At 62.5% G+C, this 15,125-nt stretch carries 15 protein-coding genes; 1 reads left to right on the top strand and 14 read right to left on the bottom strand.

What is annotated here, in order from left to right; genetic code table 11:
- Positions 1–28: 28 nt before the first annotated feature.
- Positions 29–511, top strand: a complete 483-nt coding sequence (moaC, locus tag OU995_RS06240) for a cyclic pyranopterin monophosphate synthase MoaC (RefSeq protein ID WP_267834676.1) — start codon at positions 29–31, stop codon at positions 509–511.
- 141 nt (positions 512–652) lie between these two features.
- Here the strand turns inward: moaC and OU995_RS06235 are convergent, their stop codons facing one another.
- The 14 genes from OU995_RS06235 to OU995_RS06155 all read right to left on the bottom strand — a co-directional run bounded on the left by OU995_RS06235 (position 653) and on the right by OU995_RS06155 (position 15,125).
- Positions 653–2,623: a PglL family O-oligosaccharyltransferase gene (locus OU995_RS06235; protein ID WP_267834675.1), complete on the bottom strand. Its 1,971-nt coding sequence runs from the start codon at positions 2,621–2,623 to the stop codon at positions 653–655.
- A gap of 82 nt (positions 2,624–2,705) precedes the next feature.
- Positions 2,706–3,458 carry a TfpX/TfpZ family type IV pilin accessory protein gene (tfpZ, locus tag OU995_RS06230; RefSeq protein WP_267834674.1) on the bottom strand — a complete coding sequence of 251 codons (753 nt, stop codon included), beginning with the start codon at positions 3,456–3,458 and terminating at the stop codon, positions 2,706–2,708.
- Positions 3,459–3,462: 4 nt separating this feature from the next.
- Entirely contained in the window at positions 3,463–4,923 is a 1,461-nt protein-coding gene (locus tag OU995_RS06225; RefSeq protein WP_267834673.1) for an O-antigen ligase family protein, read from the bottom strand.
- Positions 4,924–4,953: 30 nt separating this feature from the next.
- A complete protein-coding gene (locus tag OU995_RS06220; protein WP_420714817.1) occupies positions 4,954–5,418 on the bottom strand; it encodes a pilin in 465 nt (154 codons plus the stop codon).
- 204 nt (positions 5,419–5,622) lie between these two features.
- The gene (locus OU995_RS06210; protein ID WP_324288715.1) at positions 5,623–6,087 is read right to left on the bottom strand and encodes a pilin; all 465 of its coding nucleotides are present in this window, start codon (positions 6,085–6,087) and stop codon (positions 5,623–5,625) included.
- A 265-nt stretch (positions 6,088–6,352) separates the two neighbouring features.
- A complete protein-coding gene (locus OU995_RS06200) occupies positions 6,353–6,805 on the bottom strand; it encodes a pilin (protein ID WP_324288714.1) in 453 nt (150 codons plus the stop codon).
- A gap of 217 nt (positions 6,806–7,022) precedes the next feature.
- Positions 7,023–7,805 carry an MBL fold metallo-hydrolase gene (locus OU995_RS06190; protein WP_267834672.1) on the bottom strand — a complete coding sequence of 261 codons (783 nt, stop codon included), beginning with the start codon at positions 7,803–7,805 and terminating at the stop codon, positions 7,023–7,025.
- Positions 7,806–8,028: 223 nt separating this feature from the next.
- Positions 8,029–8,691, bottom strand: coding sequence for an FHA domain-containing protein (locus OU995_RS06185; protein WP_267834671.1), 663 nt, complete (start codon positions 8,689–8,691; stop codon positions 8,029–8,031).
- A 39-nt stretch (positions 8,692–8,730) separates the two neighbouring features.
- On the bottom strand, positions 8,731–9,525 hold the full coding sequence (locus OU995_RS06180) for a Stp1/IreP family PP2C-type Ser/Thr phosphatase (protein WP_267834670.1): 795 nt from the start codon (positions 9,523–9,525) through the stop codon (positions 8,731–8,733).
- Positions 9,522–10,649 carry a serine/threonine-protein kinase gene (locus OU995_RS06175; RefSeq protein WP_267834669.1) on the bottom strand — a complete coding sequence of 376 codons (1,128 nt, stop codon included), beginning with the start codon at positions 10,647–10,649 and terminating at the stop codon, positions 9,522–9,524. Before OU995_RS06175 ends, OU995_RS06180 begins: the two co-directional genes overlap by 4 nt.
- A gap of 18 nt (positions 10,650–10,667) precedes the next feature.
- Positions 10,668–11,399 (bottom strand): TerC family protein, encoded by a 732-nt coding sequence (locus OU995_RS06170; protein WP_267834668.1) that lies wholly within the window; start codon positions 11,397–11,399, stop codon positions 10,668–10,670.
- A gap of 191 nt (positions 11,400–11,590) precedes the next feature.
- Complete coding sequence (gene sucD, locus OU995_RS06165; RefSeq protein WP_267834667.1) at positions 11,591–12,484, bottom strand: succinate--CoA ligase subunit alpha; 894 nt, start codon at positions 12,482–12,484, stop codon at positions 11,591–11,593.
- A gap of 27 nt (positions 12,485–12,511) precedes the next feature.
- Positions 12,512–13,672, bottom strand: a complete 1,161-nt coding sequence (gene sucC, locus OU995_RS06160; RefSeq protein ID WP_267834666.1) for an ADP-forming succinate--CoA ligase subunit beta — start codon at positions 13,670–13,672, stop codon at positions 12,512–12,514.
- A 460-nt stretch (positions 13,673–14,132) separates the two neighbouring features.
- Positions 14,133–15,125 (bottom strand): regulatory protein RecX, encoded by a 993-nt coding sequence (locus tag OU995_RS06155; RefSeq protein ID WP_267834665.1) that lies wholly within the window; start codon positions 15,123–15,125, stop codon positions 14,133–14,135.

The following is a 15,125-nucleotide window of genomic DNA, read 5'->3' as shown; positions in this document are numbered from 1 at the left end:
GACAGGGCAAGCCGGGCACCCAGCACTCATGAGTTCACCTCTTACCCATTTTGACGCCGAAGGCCAAGCCCACATGGTGGACGTCGGCGGCAAAGAAGTCACCCACCGGGTGGCCCGAGCGGCGGGCCGTATCCGTATGCTGCCAGAGACCCTGGCCCTCATCGTGAAGGGCGAGGCAAAAAAAGGCGATGTTCTTGGCGTCGCCCGGATCGCGGCCATCCAGGCCGCGAAGCGAACGTCGGAGTTGATCCCTTTGTGCCATCCGCTGCCCATCACGCGAGTGGCGATTGAGTTTGAGGTAGATCAGGCCGCTGTTGCGGTGGTGTGCACCGCGCAGGTCGAAACACTGGGACGCACCGGCGTGGAGATGGAAGCACTGACCGCCGTGCAGGTGGGCCTGCTCACCATCTACGACATGTGCAAGGCGGCTGACCGCGGCATGGTGATGGAGCAGATCCGGGTGCTGGAGAAGCACGGTGGGAAGTCCGGGGACTGGGTGGCGCAGGTCTGACAAGGTCCTGGAAGAGGCCATGAGGGGCCATGAGGGGCCCGGAGACGACCGGAGACGACCGGAGATTCCAGAGGCACTGGGAGGTGCTGAAACGTGCTGTGGAACCCAGAGATCTCCGGGAACGCGCAAAGGCGCGTCCCTTCAGCGCATCTCCCTGAACCCGTAGTCCCGCGACGGCGGGTCGCACTGGAACGGACGCGGCTTCAGTTGAACCGTGTCGGCGACCTTGCATTCTTCGAAGAATTCATCACCGACCGGGTTGCGGAACTCCTTGAGCCGTTGTGCAAGATACCGCGCCTTGTCGGTCTCACCCACCGCCGCCAGGGACCGGGCCCAGGCCACCATCAGGCGCGTGTCGATGAGGTGATGGCCGGTGCGTTCCGCCGAGATCAAGGCCTCGGCGCCCGGCGGCAGGACGGTGGCAACGGCATAGTCCGCCTGCAGGTCAAACAGCGGCGAACGCTGGCCGATGGCCATGCGCTCCTCCAGCGATGCAGCATTGGCCGGCGGGGCATAGATGTGGACGATGCGCAGATAGTCCCAGACGGTCAATGGGACCAGCAGCACGGCAACAGCACCCAGGGCCACCATATCCCAGCGGCGTGTGCCCGGATGAGCCCGCTCGTGGGCTGTGGCGGTCTTGGCACGGGCGTCTTGATCGAGCTGCGCCTCGTGGTGCGCATTCGAAGGGGTCACCATCGCGTCAGGCACCGGGGCGCTTGGATCCAGCCCCGCCTGTGGCTGACCACCGTGACGGCGCAGGCACAGCCCATAGGCAAAGGCCGTCGGCAACAGGAAGTAGGCGTACCACAGGGGGTATTCGGACATGCTGTGCAGCCCGATCATCAGCACCACCATGAATGCGCAGAATCCGGCGCCGTTCCGGTCGGCATGACTGCGCCATCCGGCCACAACAAAGCCAACCGTCAGCAGCAGCACCACCAGCAGACCCACCGGCCAGCCCAGCTCCACCAGCAACTGCAGGACGATGTTGTGGCAGTGGTCGAAAAACGCCACCGGGCGATCCGGGAAAGGCGTCATGGTCCACGCGAAGTTGAAATCGCCCCAGCCGGTGCCGGTCCACGGGTTCTGCTGGAGCAGCGACCATGTATTGCGGAGGATGGCCAGCCGGGACGGTGACCCGGCGCCTTCGTCGCTGAGCCGGGTCTCGGCGCCAAAGGCATGGCCGCTGGCATGCGTCCAGCCGCGCACCAGCAGCCAGCTGATGGCGAACATCACGGGCGTAAGCGACAAAGCGACGCGAGGGCCCATGCGCAAACGGGTGGCGGCCGGCTTGATACGGCCCAGCAGCAGCTCCACCAGGCCCCAAACCGCCAGAAGGCCCACGCCGATGAAGCCGGTGCGGGAGGCGCTGAACAGCACGCAGAGCACGAACAGAAACAGCAGCACCCCAAGCGCCGCGGCGGCGCGCAGCGCCGTGCCCAGACGACGCTCCAGCCAGCCGCCTTGCCCGAGCCAGACAGCCGCCACGCAGCTCCACAGCAGAAGGCTGGCCAGGTGGTTGGGCTGACGCATGTTGCCCACGGCGCGGCCAGCCAGACCCGTGCGGGCAATGAAGGTGCCGTCCGCCCAGGAAGGAACGAGGAACTGGACAAAGCTGACCACGACGCTGAGCAGGCCTGCACCCACCAGCGTCAGGCAGAACAGGGTGAGGAGGGCGTCACGCTGATCAGCGCGCACGGCCTGTGCGCCCTGGATCAGCACCAGAGCACCCAGCAGCATGGCGCCGCCGGAGAGGGCGATGGACCAGGGCAAGCCGTTGAGCAGCGGCGCAGTGAAGGCCGCTGCGAGCATCACCAGAATCGCGCCACTGACCAGATCCAGCCGCCAGCCGCGCTGCAGCAAACCACCAGCGCCGAGACCGATGAGGGTCAGGCCGAAGCCGAAGAAGGCCAGCAGCTGGTTGTAGAGGGTGGCAGAGGGCGTCTGGTTGAATGCGAAGAGAGGGGCGAGGGTGACGCCGATGAGTAGGCCCAGCGTCGGAAGAATCCCGGGGCCCGCTGACGGGCGATTGATGCGGAATTCGAGATCGGGCGGAGTGTCGGCAGCGGTAGGAGTGACAGAGACAGGCGTCGTCGCAGCGATCGGCATAAAGGGTCCGGGGCGGACAAGACAGGCCGCAACTCTAAACCGTTCTGAGGTGTTGAAGGATGTTGCTCAGCAAGCAGCGAGGCTACGTATCAATGGGAGCAAAACCCACCAGATCACCGGTTGACTTGTCTACTAGCACTGACCAATCGATGCGGTGAGCAAGCATGGGAAGGAACAGCAGTTGTTCCACCGGGCGGCCGGACCGAGCTGCTGCTTCGCGGACCTTGGCCTCCTGGTCAGGATGCTGCTTCAACCAGTCGACCAACGGGCGGCCGTTTTTCAGCGTTAGAGAACGTGCGTGCTCATCCCAAGGGCGCCAAAAGCTGGGGCGTGCGCCCAGGTCTACCCCATTCAGTCCAAGGATGATGGCGTCAAACCTCTGGGCCTCAGATGGCATGGCCGTGTTCACCAATACCGGCCCCGTCATCGAGAGGCTCCGGTATTCCGGCAGGGCCTCCGGCAGCTCTGTCGTCACCACGTCGTTGGCCGTCGTCACGCGGAAGCGATCCACTTCCAGGGCGATGACGGCGGGACGAGCGAGGTACACCGTGTGCATGCCATACCCCAAGGCCAGCAATTGCAGCACCACGATGATGGCCAAGTCCCGGCGCAGTTCCTTTTTCGGCTTCTTGAGATTGAAGACTGCCAGGGTCAGTAGCGGGCCGATGATGATGTCAACGGTGAGGAGAATAAAAAGCAGTTCCTGCCCCCCCGCCACAACGCGATAAGGCCACGGGTACCAGACCAGCAGCACTACGGATGCAGCAGCAAGTGCGACCAGCAATGAGCCCAAAAGATGAAGCCCCGATGCACGGAGCCTGAGACGCCAATTCATAGGATTAAAACCAGCCAACTGTCCAGAATCTTGGGTTTGCATTGTCCATGTCGGCTCGCATGCCAACAGCGCCCGGCGTGTCTAGGCGAGGAGTGGGTGTGTGCCTGGCGACATAGGCCGATTGCAATGCAAGAAATATGAGGGCGAGCGAAAAAACGACCCGGGCGGCACTCGCCACACCCCGCAGATATCGCGGCCTGTTTGGCGGGGCCACGGCCAGGACGGGCGTCGGTCCAACCGACAAACGGTGAAAAGCGATGCACAGAGCAACCAGCACTGCAATCCAGAGCTGCGAGATGGGCATGACAAAGTTTCCTGAAAGGCCGCCATCCACCAGGACGCCGACAAGCGATCCTGCCAATCCGATCGCCAGATTCGTCTGCGAGGGCGCCGCTACACGGATGGCGTGAAAGATGGTCGCTGTCCAGCGCAGCGCGCCCCCAATGATCAGCGCGGCGCCAATCAGGCCGTATTCACACAGGATCTGACTGTAAATGTTGTGAGGGTGCGCGGCTTCACCGTTATACCAATGAGCGAAGTGCATGGGCCCGACCCCGATCCAGGGTGATGTTTTCCAGAGGTCAAACGCCTTGGCAAACAAATAGCCGCGGAAGTGGCTCTGCGTGAGTTGCTGCACATCGATCCGATGGCCGGCGGGTTGCAACCAAAGGAGGTATACCAACCACATCAGCAACATGCCCAGGAGGGTGTAGCCTGCGGCGCGGCATGCGTAGGGCCCAGCAGCCTGACGAAACAGCGAAAGACCTACCAGAAGGCCCACCAACAGCGCCAACATGGTGGCCCGGCCTAGGGAGATGAACAGCACCATTCCGCTCAGAAGCAGCGTGGCAGCTGCCAATCTGCGCCAGAAAGTTTTGGGGTCTTGTACTGAGACGACTGCTACAAGCGGAAGTAGCGCCGTCTGAGCATGATTAAGAAAGCGCGGGTTGTCGAATCCGATGAATGCTTCCCAAGGGTAAACCACCTCGGTGATCGGAATGGAGCCCAGCAGGAACGCCTGCATGATCAGCGCATGCGCAAAGGTTCCTGCAACGACGGTGCGGAGAACTGGCGTGAAGTCTGAGGACGTGGTGATGCAGCGGCTCAGGGCCACTGAGAGGCTCAATAACCCACCAAACACCAGAAGTTCACGCAGTGCGATCGATGGATAAGTCGCGTGGAGAGCGGACGCGGTCAGAAGCCCTGCAAGTGCAATCCCGAACGCACTTGGAGCAGGCGACATAGATCCATGCCGCTGTTGCTTGCACAGACTGAGAACCAAAGCTATTACCGCGAGCAGGCCGAGCTGACACAGGCGAGCAAAGTCGTGCGCGGTGAGCGCGGGGGCGAGTAAGGAGCAGCTCAAAGGAATGAACCATATGACTCCGCATACGCTGATGATCAGCGGGAGCCTTGATGGCTGGTGGCCGTCCAAAGTGTCTACTCCAATGAAAAAGGGGAGCATAACGCTCCCCTTTCTTCAGACGATCAGTGATCAGCTGTGCTTGCAGGCAGCGCTGAGGTACTTATTCTCGATGGTAGCGTCGGTGCCACAGGTCCACACCAGGGCCATGGTTTCGTAGTTCACCGCGCCGACCAGGGTCAGCGTCTTGTCATCCACACCAGTTCCGACGTTTTGCGCAGTGGCAGTCATCTTTGCGGTGGTGCCTGCGGCCGTGATTGCGCTGGTGCTGGACGGGGTGTAGGAGAGGTCCTTGACGTAACCACCGGTCGGAGCCTTGACATCCAGTTCATCAGTAGTCGGCAGGCGGTTCTGTGTGGTCGTGAATTCCTGGATCGGCTGCTTGTAGGCCGACAGGGCCAGCACCAACTCGCTGACCTTCGACTTCTTCATGTAGTCGGAGTAGGCCGGCAGGGCCACTGCGGCCAGGATGCCGATGATCGCCACGACGATCATCAGTTCGATCAGGGTGAAACCCTTTTGCATAGTGCGCTTCATAAAAGTTCCTTAAGCAAGGTGAGAGGTGAGACGCTTTTCTCATTGCAGAGCTCGTGCCACACCTCTTGGGCTCAAAAACGTGAACTGAATCACGAAAATAAGCCCCCCAGGCTCCCTGATGTGACGTTTCACGTCAGCTGCAGGTGGACCAAAAATGAAAAGTGGGCCCAAAAAGGGCCCACTTGTATCCGAATGTCGAAGGGTTTAGCTATGCTTGCAGGCGGCGCTCAGGTACTTGTTCTCGATGGTTGCGCTGGTTCCGCAGGTCCACACCAGGGCCATGGTTTCGTAGTTCACTGCGCCGACAAGGGTCAGCGTCTTGTCATCCACACCGGTTCCGATGTTTTGCGCAGTGGCAGTCATCGTGGCGGTGGTGCCAGCAGCCGTGATTGCGCTGGTGCTGGAGGGGGTGTAAGCCAGAGACTTGACGTAGCCGCCCGTCGGTGCCTTGACGTCCAGTTCGGTGGTGCTCGGAAGGCGGTTTTGCGTCGTGGTGAATTCTTGGATCGGCTGTTTGTAGGCCGACAGGGCCAGCACCAGTTCGCTGACCTTCGACTTCTTCATGTAGTCAGAATAAGCCGGCAGGGCCACAGCAGCCAGGATGCCGATGATCGCCACAACGATCATCAGTTCGATGAGGGTGAAACCTTTTTGGACAGTGCGCTTCATATGAACTCCAGGAGAGGAAGGGAGGGGTCGAATGACCCTTCCTTATCCGCAGAGCTCGTGCCAGCAGGACTTGCATGGCCCTGCGTGCGATAGCGCACAGAATGGCGATTTCCGCCCAATTCCAAGTGACGATTCCTGTCACGCTGATAACAATGTTCGTTCGACGACCTTTATTTGACAGAAAGTGTCAAAGCTAGCGATCTCATTTCGAACAATTTAGCTCCTTGTGGACCTGTCTCCGCAGCCCTTGAGCGGGTGGCCCCACTCAACTTGTGGAACGGCAGGCCACTGTGAGGAATTTGTCAGGAACGGACCCGGCGCATTTCCAGACCACGGACGCATTGCTCAGGCCCGCCTCACCGGGTTGGCCCGTGAGCACCAGTTGCGTGCCGTCCAGTTCCGGACCGATGGATCCGGACCGGATCGACGCCGTGATCGTGACCTCGGTATCGCTGGTCTTGCTGTAGACCACCCGCTCCACATACGCGCTCGACTGCGAGCTGAGGTTGAGTTGCTCCGGGGTGGGAAAGCGCGCCGCCGTATTGACGTACTCGAGCACCTGAGCCTTCGGTGGGGTCAAGGCCAACATGACCTCCGTGACCCTGGCCTTCTTGGCGTAGTCGGAATAGGAAGGAAGTGCGATGGCGGCGAGGATGCCGACAACGGCCACCACGATCATCAATTCGAGAAGGGTGAAGCCATGTTGGGAACGGGACATGATGCAGGCTGAGCGTGGCAATATCCCGACAGTTGCAGGGGTCATGCCAGCCTTGACGCGGAGCCTCTCCCGATGCCTTTCCCAGGGCGCGCACGCAGGCACAGACAAGAATGTGACAAATTGCGCTACAACGTGCTGCCGCAGTTGGTCATTTTCCTCAAGACCTGGCGTAAAGCGTCGCCAACCCCGCCACCGCCGGGCCGTTACGCAGCAGGCGTTACTTCAACTCAAATTCCTGAAAATGCTCCAACGCCGTCACGCGATGGTCAGTCTGCAAGGCTCCCACGGCGGCCATCACGGCCGCCCGCTCGCCGGGCTTGATGTGGGTGATGTGCACCCGCATCGGGGTCGTCAGCTTTTTCAGCTCCTCCCCCAGCGTGCACGGGCAATGGTGCTGACTGATTTCGGCCAGCTCACATTCATCGTTGGCAAATGCGCATTCGATCACCAGGTCCGACAGCTTCAACTCCGCCAGGCGTTCCCAGAGCGCCGGGTTCGGCCCTGTATCCCCGGTGAACACCCAATGGGCGCCGGACCCAGGATTCACCGCAAACCCCACCGCCGGTACCGTATGGGCAGCCGTCAGGACTTCGATCTCACGCCCGCCACCGATGTCCAGACGGTCGCCAACGGCAAACGGGTGGAAACTCAAGGCCGGACGTTCCGGGCTGGGCAACCGGGTGAAATCCGGCCAGATGACGCCGTTGAAGATGTGCGCCTTCAGCGCCTCCAGCGTGGCCGCCAGGGCATGCACCTGCACCGCCGGCAGGCCTAGCTGCGCGCGGCGCCGCTGCACGGTGTCGGCCAGCAACCCAATGGACAGCACATGGTCCAGGTGGGAATGGCTGACGAAGATGTGGTTGACCTTCGCCATGGCCTCCGCGGACAGCTCGCCCACGCCACTGCCGGCGTCGATGAGCACATCGTCGTCCAGCAGGAAAGAAGTGGTTTTGTGGCCGGCCGCCATGGCACCGGCGCACCCGAGCACGCGAATCTTCATGCGGCCACTGTAGGGCCACCCATCCCGCTTGCTAAGCGCTGATTTGGGCAATCCCCGTCTTTTTGCCTCAGGTTACGACTGCCCAAGGCAATGCCGTGAAAACCTCCACGTGTAGGCAATTGCCCTACAGCGTCCGGCATGCCACCGACAGCGTTATCTACGGCTTCAAGCGGCCCACGGAGAGCTGGTCAAATGAACCACAGCCCGCCGCAGCGGACCTGCATCAACCCTGCATGAACTGCATTTGGGTGCCAGCCAGCTCGATGACGTCACCGTTCTTGAGCGGGACCGACTCGGCCGCCAGCGGCGAGCCATTCACCACCGGACGGGAAGCACCTTCCACGTGCGCGAACACATAGCCGCTGGGACGTTTGGTGATGGACGCCACTTGCACGCCCGGTTTGCCCACGGTGGTCACCACCTTGGACAGCGCCACCTCACGGCCAGCGGCCGGGCCGTTCAGCACTTTGATGGCCGCCGGCGCCGCCGTGGCGGCTGGGGCACCACTGAGGCCACCGAATGACGAAGGCAGGCCAAAACCGCTGCTGGGCGCCGTCTGGCCAGGCCGCAGGATCATGGTCTTTTCGTAGTCGGCGTTGTCTTCGACCAGATACTTGATCTTGTACTTGCCCACTTCGATGACGTCACCGTGCGACAGCAGCTGTTTCTTGACGGCTTTGCCATTGATGTAGGTGCCGTTGGTGGAGTTCAGGTCTTCAATGAAGACGTCCGAACCCACCATCTGCATCACGGCATGCTCGCCACTGACGGCAAGATTGTCGATCACGATGTCGTTGTAGGGGCGCCGACCCAGTGTGGTCTTGTCTTTGGTGACCTGCACCTCTTTGATCACCACACCGTCGAGCGAAACCACCAGTTTGCCCATCTTTGACCTCGTGTCCTGTCTATAGTTGTGATGGCGCGCTCAGCGACGCCCGTGGTTACGACTGAAGGGCCACCACGCCCACGGCTTGGTACGACTTTCCGCGCGAACCAGAACGATCGCAATATTATCCTTGCCGCCCATGTCATTGGCGGCGTCTACCAGCGCCTGCGCTGCTTCAGGAAGGTCCGAGTGACTTTGCAGAATTTGCGCCACGGAGGCGTCATCCACCATATCAGACAGGCCGTCACTGCACAGCAGAATCTCGTCGCCGGGTTGCAGTTCATGTTGGTGGATTTCCAGCATGACGGTGTCTTCCACCCCCACAGCCCGTGTCACCAGATTCTTGTTGCTGGAAAACACCGCTTCCTCAGGCGTAAGCAGACCAGCATCGATCTGCTCTTGCAGTAACGAATGGTCTCTGGTCATCTGGACCAGTTGGCCGTCCCGAAGCCGGTAAGCCCGGGAGTCACCCACATGGCCCAGCAGCACACTTTGCTCCCGGAATACCGCCACCACCAGTGTGGTCCCCATGCCGGCATAGCGCGGGTTGGTGTTCGCCGCGTTGAAAATGGCCCGGTTGGCGTTGTCCACGCAAATGTCCATCGCGCGGCGCACATCCGCGTCCGACGCGAGCTGGCCGGCTTCCGCCAGCCAGCGGCCCAGTTCGGCCTTGATGAAGGACGTCAGCATCTGGCTGGCCACCTCCCCGGCGTTGTAGCCGCCCATGCCGTCCGCCAACACTGCCAAGCCGACGCCGGGGTCCAGGGCGATCGAGTCTTCATTGTTGTCGCGCACGCGGCCGGTGTCGGTGGCGCTGAAGAACTCCAGGGTCATGTCTTGCTGGCGGGATCGTCTGGGGGAGGATGATTGTGCACCGCCGCGCCACTGCGGAGGCGTAAAGTTTCCTCGAAAGCCCGCCCCGCTGTCGGGGGGGTTGTGGTGGGAGTGCCTTCAGTGGTGCGTTTGGCGTTCCCACTTCCGGGCGATGCGGCTGCATTGCCGGTGCTATTGGCCAGCGCCACCGGGAGTTCAGCCAGGACGGCCTCCAGGTCCTGCGCCAGTTGCTCGCCGGTCTGATAGCGCAATTCCGGGCGCTTTTCGAGCGCCAGGGCCTGCACCATCGCGAGCGATTCCGGCAACTCCGGGCGGAACTGCCGCACGTCCGGCGGTGGCTGGTTCGCGATCTGATGCATCAAAGCGGCCATGGACTCCGACTGATGGGGCAAATGCCCGGTCAAAAGCTGAAACAACATGACGCCTAAAGAATACAGGTCACTGCGCCCATCCACCTTCAGGCCAGCCAACTGTTCCGGGGACATATAGGAAGGAGTACCCAAAACCAGCCCGGTGCGGGTGCGGCTGCCGTCCGCGACCCGGGCAATGCCAAAGTCCATGATCTTCACGCTGCCGGTGGGCCGGTCCAGCATGACGTTGGCGGGTTTGATGTCGCGGTGCACCACGCCGTGGCTGTGGGCATAGTGCAGGGCCCGCGCCAGGCGGGCCACCAGCAGAAGCACCTCCCGGAGCGGAAGCCGCTGTGATGCACGCGTATGGTGGCTCAGGTCGTGGCCGACCACCAACTCCATGGCAATCCAGGTGTCGCCGTCGCTTTCGCCAGCGTCCAGCACCCGCAGGATGTCGGGATGTTCGAGATGCAAGGCGGCGCTGGCTTCGCGGATGAAGCGCTCACGCACATCCAGCAGGTCTTCCGGCGCGAATTCGCGCTGGAGGGACAGGCGCTTGATGGCCACCGGCCCGCCGCTACGGCGGTCCACCGCCTGATGCACCTTGGCCATGGCGCCGCGGCCGATTTCCTGGCCCAGCTCATAGTTGTCCAGCCGCGAACCCGCCCATCGGGGCATGGGTTGGGTGCTCTGCAGCACGCTGGGAAGGTCCTCCGGCCCGGGAGGCGGGAGGGACCGCCCCAGCAGTCGCTTGAAGAAGCTGGCGGCGGTCATGGCATGGCGGTACTTTCGTCAGGCTTCGTACGGGCGGCGATTGGCCAGCAACTTGCCAAGGCCCAGCACCAGCAGGGCGCCCGCAACCCCGGACCCATACTGCAGCCAGGGCACCACCACCGTCGTGCCCGGCTTGCTGCCAGGCTGATTGGGGACCCAGCCCCCCAGGGCCGGGTCGGTCACCAGCATGGTACCCGCAATCCATCCCAGCAACATGGCGCCCAGGGTGATCACGGCGGGGTATCGATCCATCAGTTTGATGACCAGTTGGCTGCCCCAGACGATGATGGGAATGGACACCACCAGGCCGAAGATCACCAGGGTCAGTTGATGGCCGTGGCCCGCACCCTCGGCGGCACCGGCGATGGCGATGACGTTGTCCAGCGACATGACGAAGTCAGCCACGATGACGGTCTTGACGGCCGCCCAGAGCTTGTCGCTGGCCTGGATGTTGGCGTGGTCGTCGTCTTCTTCCGGCAGGAGCAGCTTGACGCCGATCCAGAACAGCAGCAGGCCGCCCACCAATTTCAGGAAGGGCAATTGCAGCAGTTGCAGCGCAAAGAAGATCAGCACCACACGCAAGATGATGGCGCCTGCGGTGCCCCACAGGATGCCCTGGGTGCGGAGCTTGGGCGGCAGCTTGCGGCAGGCAAGGGCGATGACCACGGCATTGTCGCCACCCAGCAGGATGTCGATCGCGATGATCTGGAGAACCGCCAGCCAGAACGGGGCGTGGAGAAGCATGTCCATGTGCAAAGACCTGCTGGGCGCGTCGCAAGGCGGGCACCCAGTGTAAAGCGGTTGGGGGATCAAACGGCAAGAGGGGCCTCGCGGCCCCTCCTGGTTTGTCGGCGGAAGCTAGCGCATTGTCCGCGCCACCCCCCCGGGCCTCCGATGCGTGGAATTACGCATCAGAGACGTCGACAGGTTTTTCCTGTTGCTTACAGCAGACCCTTGAGCAGCTTGCCCATTTCCGACGGGTTGCGGGTCACCTTGAAGCCGCACTCTTCCATGATGGCGAGCTTGGCATCGGCAGTGTCAGCGCCACCGGAGATCAGCGCGCCGGCGTGGCCCATGCGCTTTCCGGGAGGGGCGGTGACACCCGCGATGAAGCCGACCACCGGCTTCTTCATGTTGGCCTTGCACCAACGGGCGGCTTCGGCTTCGTCCGGACCACCGATTTCGCCGATCATGATCACCGCATCGGTGTCCGGATCGTCGTTGAAGGCCTTCATCACGTCGATGTGCTTCAGACCGTTGATCGGGTCACCACCGATACCGACGGCCGAGGACTGGCCCAGGCCCAGATCGGTCAGCTGAGCCACCGCTTCATAGGTCAGGGTGCCGGAACGCGACACCACGCCGATACGGCCCTTGCGGTGGATGTGACCGGGCATGATGCCGATCTTGATCTCTTCCGGGGTGATCAGGCCGGGGCAGTTCGGGCCCAGCAGCAGCGTCTTCTTGCCGCCGGCCGCTTCCTTGGCCTTCATCTTGTTGCGCACTTCCAGCATGTCACGGACAGGAATGCCTTCAGTGATGCAGATCGCCAGGTCCAGGTCGGCTTCCACGGCTTCCCAGATGGCAGCAGCGGCGCCGGCGGGCGGCACGTAGATCACGGACACGGTGGCGCCGGTCTGGGCGGCAGCTTCCTTGACGGTCCCGTAAATGGGGATCTCGGAGAACTTTTCACCGGCCTTCTTCGGGTTCACGCCGGCAACAAATGCGTTCTTGCCGTTGGCATAGGCCTGGCAGCCCAGAGTATGGAACTGACCGGTCTTGCCCGTGATGCCCTGGGTGATGACCTTGGTGTCCTTGTTGATGTAGATGCTCATGTCGTATTCCTTGGCTGGGTCTGCGGCTTACTTGACGGCGGCGACGATCTTGGTCGCGGCTTCGGCCATGGTGTCGGCGGAGATGATGGGCAGGCCCGACTCGGCCAGCATCTTCTTGCCCAGCTCTTCGTTGGTGCCCTTCATGCGCACGACCAGCGGCACAGACAGGTTGACGGCCTTGCAAGCCGTGATCACGCCTTCAGCGATGGTGTCGCACTTCATGATGCCGCCGAAGATGTTGACGAGAATGCCCTTCACGTCGGGGTTCTTCAGCATGATCTTGAAGGCTTCGGTAACCTTCTCGGCAGTGGCGCCGCCGCCCACGTCCAGGAAGTTGGCCGGCTCGCCGCCGAACAGCTTGATGGTGTCCATGGTGGCCATGGCCAGACCAGCACCGTTCACCAGGCAGCCGATGTTGCCGTCCAGCGAGATGTAGGCCAGGTCGAACTTCGAAGCTTCGATTTCAGCCGGATCTTCTTCGTCCAGGTCGCGGTAGGCGACGATTTCCGGATGGCGGAACAGGGCGTTGGCGTCGAAGTTGAACTTCGCGTCCAGGGCGATCAGGTTGCCCTTGGAGTCGCAGTTCAGCGGGTTGATTTCCACCAGCGACGCGTCGGTGTCCATGTAGCACTTGTACAGCTTGGCGAACAGGTCCACGGCCTGGTCCACCGAAGCGCCGGTCAGGCCGATGGCCGCAGCGATCTTCTTGGACTGTTCGGTCGTGATGCCGGTCAGCGGGTCGATGTACTCGGTGATGATCTTCTCAGGGGTGGAGTGCGCCACCTCTTCGATGTCCATGCCGCCTTCGCTGGAAGCGATGAAGGCCACCTTCTGGGTGCCACGGTCGGTCACCAGGGACACGTACAGCTCATTCTTGATGTCCGCGCCTTCTTCGATGTACAGGCGGCGGACCTTCTGGCCGGCCGGGCCGGTCTGGTGCGTGACCAGCTGCATGCCGAGGATCTGCTCGGAGAGCGCCTTCACGTCGTCCAGGCTCTTGCCCAGCTTCACGCCGCCGCCCTTGCCGCGGCCACCGGCGTGGATCTGTGCCTTGACCACCCACACCGGGCCGCCCAGCTTTTGCGCGGCTTCAACCGCCTCTTGCACCGTGAACGCGGGAATACCGCGCGGCACCGGCACGCCAAACTGGCGCAGGATTTCCTTGCCCTGGTACTCGTGAATCTTCATAGGGACGTCTCGCTTGATGAATGATCAGGATGAGAAAGCCGAGGCCACGGCGCCACCGTGACACTGGCTCGGGTGTTGAGTTTGCATGGACACGGCGATGTTCATGGCCATAGGCGCGGGGTCCTGTTCCTGACGATGGTCCGCCGCGCAGGCGGACCCAGCGGATCCAGTGGAGCCGGCTGGCCAATAGACAAAACCGTCGGCAATGCGACGACCCAGCCAGTGGCGTGCGGAGGAGGCGATGGAAGACATAGACCCGATGCAAACACGCAAAAACAGGCCCGCGGCCAAAGGCGAGCGGGCAGCTTGCGAAGCCGCCAATGTAGCATGCTGCATAGCATCAAGGCTTTCACGGGGATGACACGCGCCCAGGGATGCTGGATTTAGGGACTTGTTTCCTGCCCCATTTCGGTCCATGTGGGCGCCTAGCGGATCGTTTGACCTGAAGGGGCGCCACGAATCAGCGGCGGCGGCCCGGATGGGCGCCGGGCTTGCCCAGGGCGCCAAGGTCATCAGCGGAATCAGCGGAATCAGCGGAATCAGCGGCGTCAGCAGAATCCGCAGCGCCGAGGTCGCGGTGGACCCGGATCGCGCGGCGAGCCAGGTCAGACTGAAAGCCCCGCCCCAGCAGGAAGCGCATTTGGCGGGCTTCCAGGGCAGCTTTGGCGGCATGAGCTTTTTTGGCAGCATTGGCGGAGTTCGGAGAGTCCGCAAGGTCGTCGCTGTTCGAGTCGTCTCTGTGCCGGTCGTCGCTGTGTCGGTTGTCGTTGTGCCGGTTGTCGTTGTGCCGGTCGTCGCTCTCCGAGCCCCCGCTATCCGGGCCGCCTCTATGCCTGCGGTCTACGCTGGCGGATCCATCAGCAGTATCGAGCTTGGCGCCAGTGATGGCGTCAGTGGCGGCCTCAGTGGTGGCACCACTGGCGCGCCCCACCAAACCAGACACCCACCGTGCCGGGCTCGCAGCAAATTTACGACGCAGCAGCTCGCAGGCACGGCCCAGTTCGGTGTCCGCCAGGGCGGCACGTTGATCAGCGTCCAGGCTGAGCCCATGCTGGGCGAGTTCCTGCTCGATGCGCCGCTGCCCCCAACGCGAAGACCGCGCATGCAGCCTGGATTCCACAAAGCGGGATTCATCCAGATAGGACTGTTGGCGCAGCCAGACCAGCACCTCTTCCACCTGCTGCTCGATGTCGGCCGCATCCGCCTCGGCGTCGCGGTGGTCATCACCACCACCCTCGCCGACGACGAAGGCCTGCATGCGCCTGGCGCGAGAAGCGTCCGCGCCTGCGTCCCAGTCAGCATCCGCATGGCGAGCGGCTTCGCGCGCCTGTTCCGCCTGCCGAGCCTCTCTGGCAATGCGGCCCAGCTTGCGCCGCAGCTCCAGTTCGCTGTGGTCTCGCTGGGCCAGCAGGGTGACCGCCCGCGCCCTCAGGGAGAGCGGCTGACGTGCCAT

The sequence above is a fragment of the Roseateles sp. SL47 genome (assembly GCF_026625885.1).
Lineage (GTDB): Bacteria > Pseudomonadota > Gammaproteobacteria > Burkholderiales > Burkholderiaceae_C > Roseateles.
Note: the sequence above shows the minus strand (reverse complement) of the source record. Positions and strands in the feature narration are given on the sequence as shown.

Coding starts and splice junctions, on each gene's coding strand:
- OU995_RS06220 (WP_420714817.1), bottom strand. CDS start 5,418: ATGAAGCGCACTATGCAAAAGGGTTTCACCCTGATCGAACTGATGATC.
- OU995_RS06155 (WP_267834665.1), bottom strand. CDS start 15,125: ATGGCACGTCAGCCGCTCTCCCTGAGGGCGCGGGCGGTCACCCTGCTG.
- sucC (WP_267834666.1), bottom strand. CDS start 13,672: ATGAAGATTCACGAGTACCAGGGCAAGGAAATCCTGCGCCAGTTTGGC.
- OU995_RS06235 (WP_267834675.1), bottom strand. CDS start 2,623: ATGCCGATCGCTGCGACGACGCCTGTCTCTGTCACTCCTACCGCTGCC.
- OU995_RS06200 (WP_324288714.1), bottom strand. CDS start 6,805: ATGTCCCGTTCCCAACATGGCTTCACCCTTCTCGAATTGATGATCGTG.
- moaC (WP_267834676.1), top strand. CDS start 29: ATGAGTTCACCTCTTACCCATTTTGACGCCGAAGGCCAAGCCCACATG.
- OU995_RS06170 (WP_267834668.1), bottom strand. CDS start 11,399: ATGGACATGCTTCTCCACGCCCCGTTCTGGCTGGCGGTTCTCCAGATC.
- OU995_RS06210 (WP_324288715.1), bottom strand. CDS start 6,087: ATGAAGCGCACTGTCCAAAAAGGTTTCACCCTCATCGAACTGATGATC.
- OU995_RS06225 (WP_267834673.1), bottom strand. CDS start 4,923: ATGCTCCCCTTTTTCATTGGAGTAGACACTTTGGACGGCCACCAGCCA.
- OU995_RS06175 (WP_267834669.1), bottom strand. CDS start 10,649: ATGACCGCCGCCAGCTTCTTCAAGCGACTGCTGGGGCGGTCCCTCCCG.
- tfpZ (WP_267834674.1), bottom strand. CDS start 3,458: ATGAATTGGCGTCTCAGGCTCCGTGCATCGGGGCTTCATCTTTTGGGC.
- OU995_RS06180 (WP_267834670.1), bottom strand. CDS start 9,525: ATGACCCTGGAGTTCTTCAGCGCCACCGACACCGGCCGCGTGCGCGAC.
- OU995_RS06185 (WP_267834671.1), bottom strand. CDS start 8,691: ATGGGCAAACTGGTGGTTTCGCTCGACGGTGTGGTGATCAAAGAGGTG.
- sucD (WP_267834667.1), bottom strand. CDS start 12,484: ATGAGCATCTACATCAACAAGGACACCAAGGTCATCACCCAGGGCATC.
- OU995_RS06190 (WP_267834672.1), bottom strand. CDS start 7,805: ATGAAGATTCGCGTGCTCGGGTGCGCCGGTGCCATGGCGGCCGGCCAC.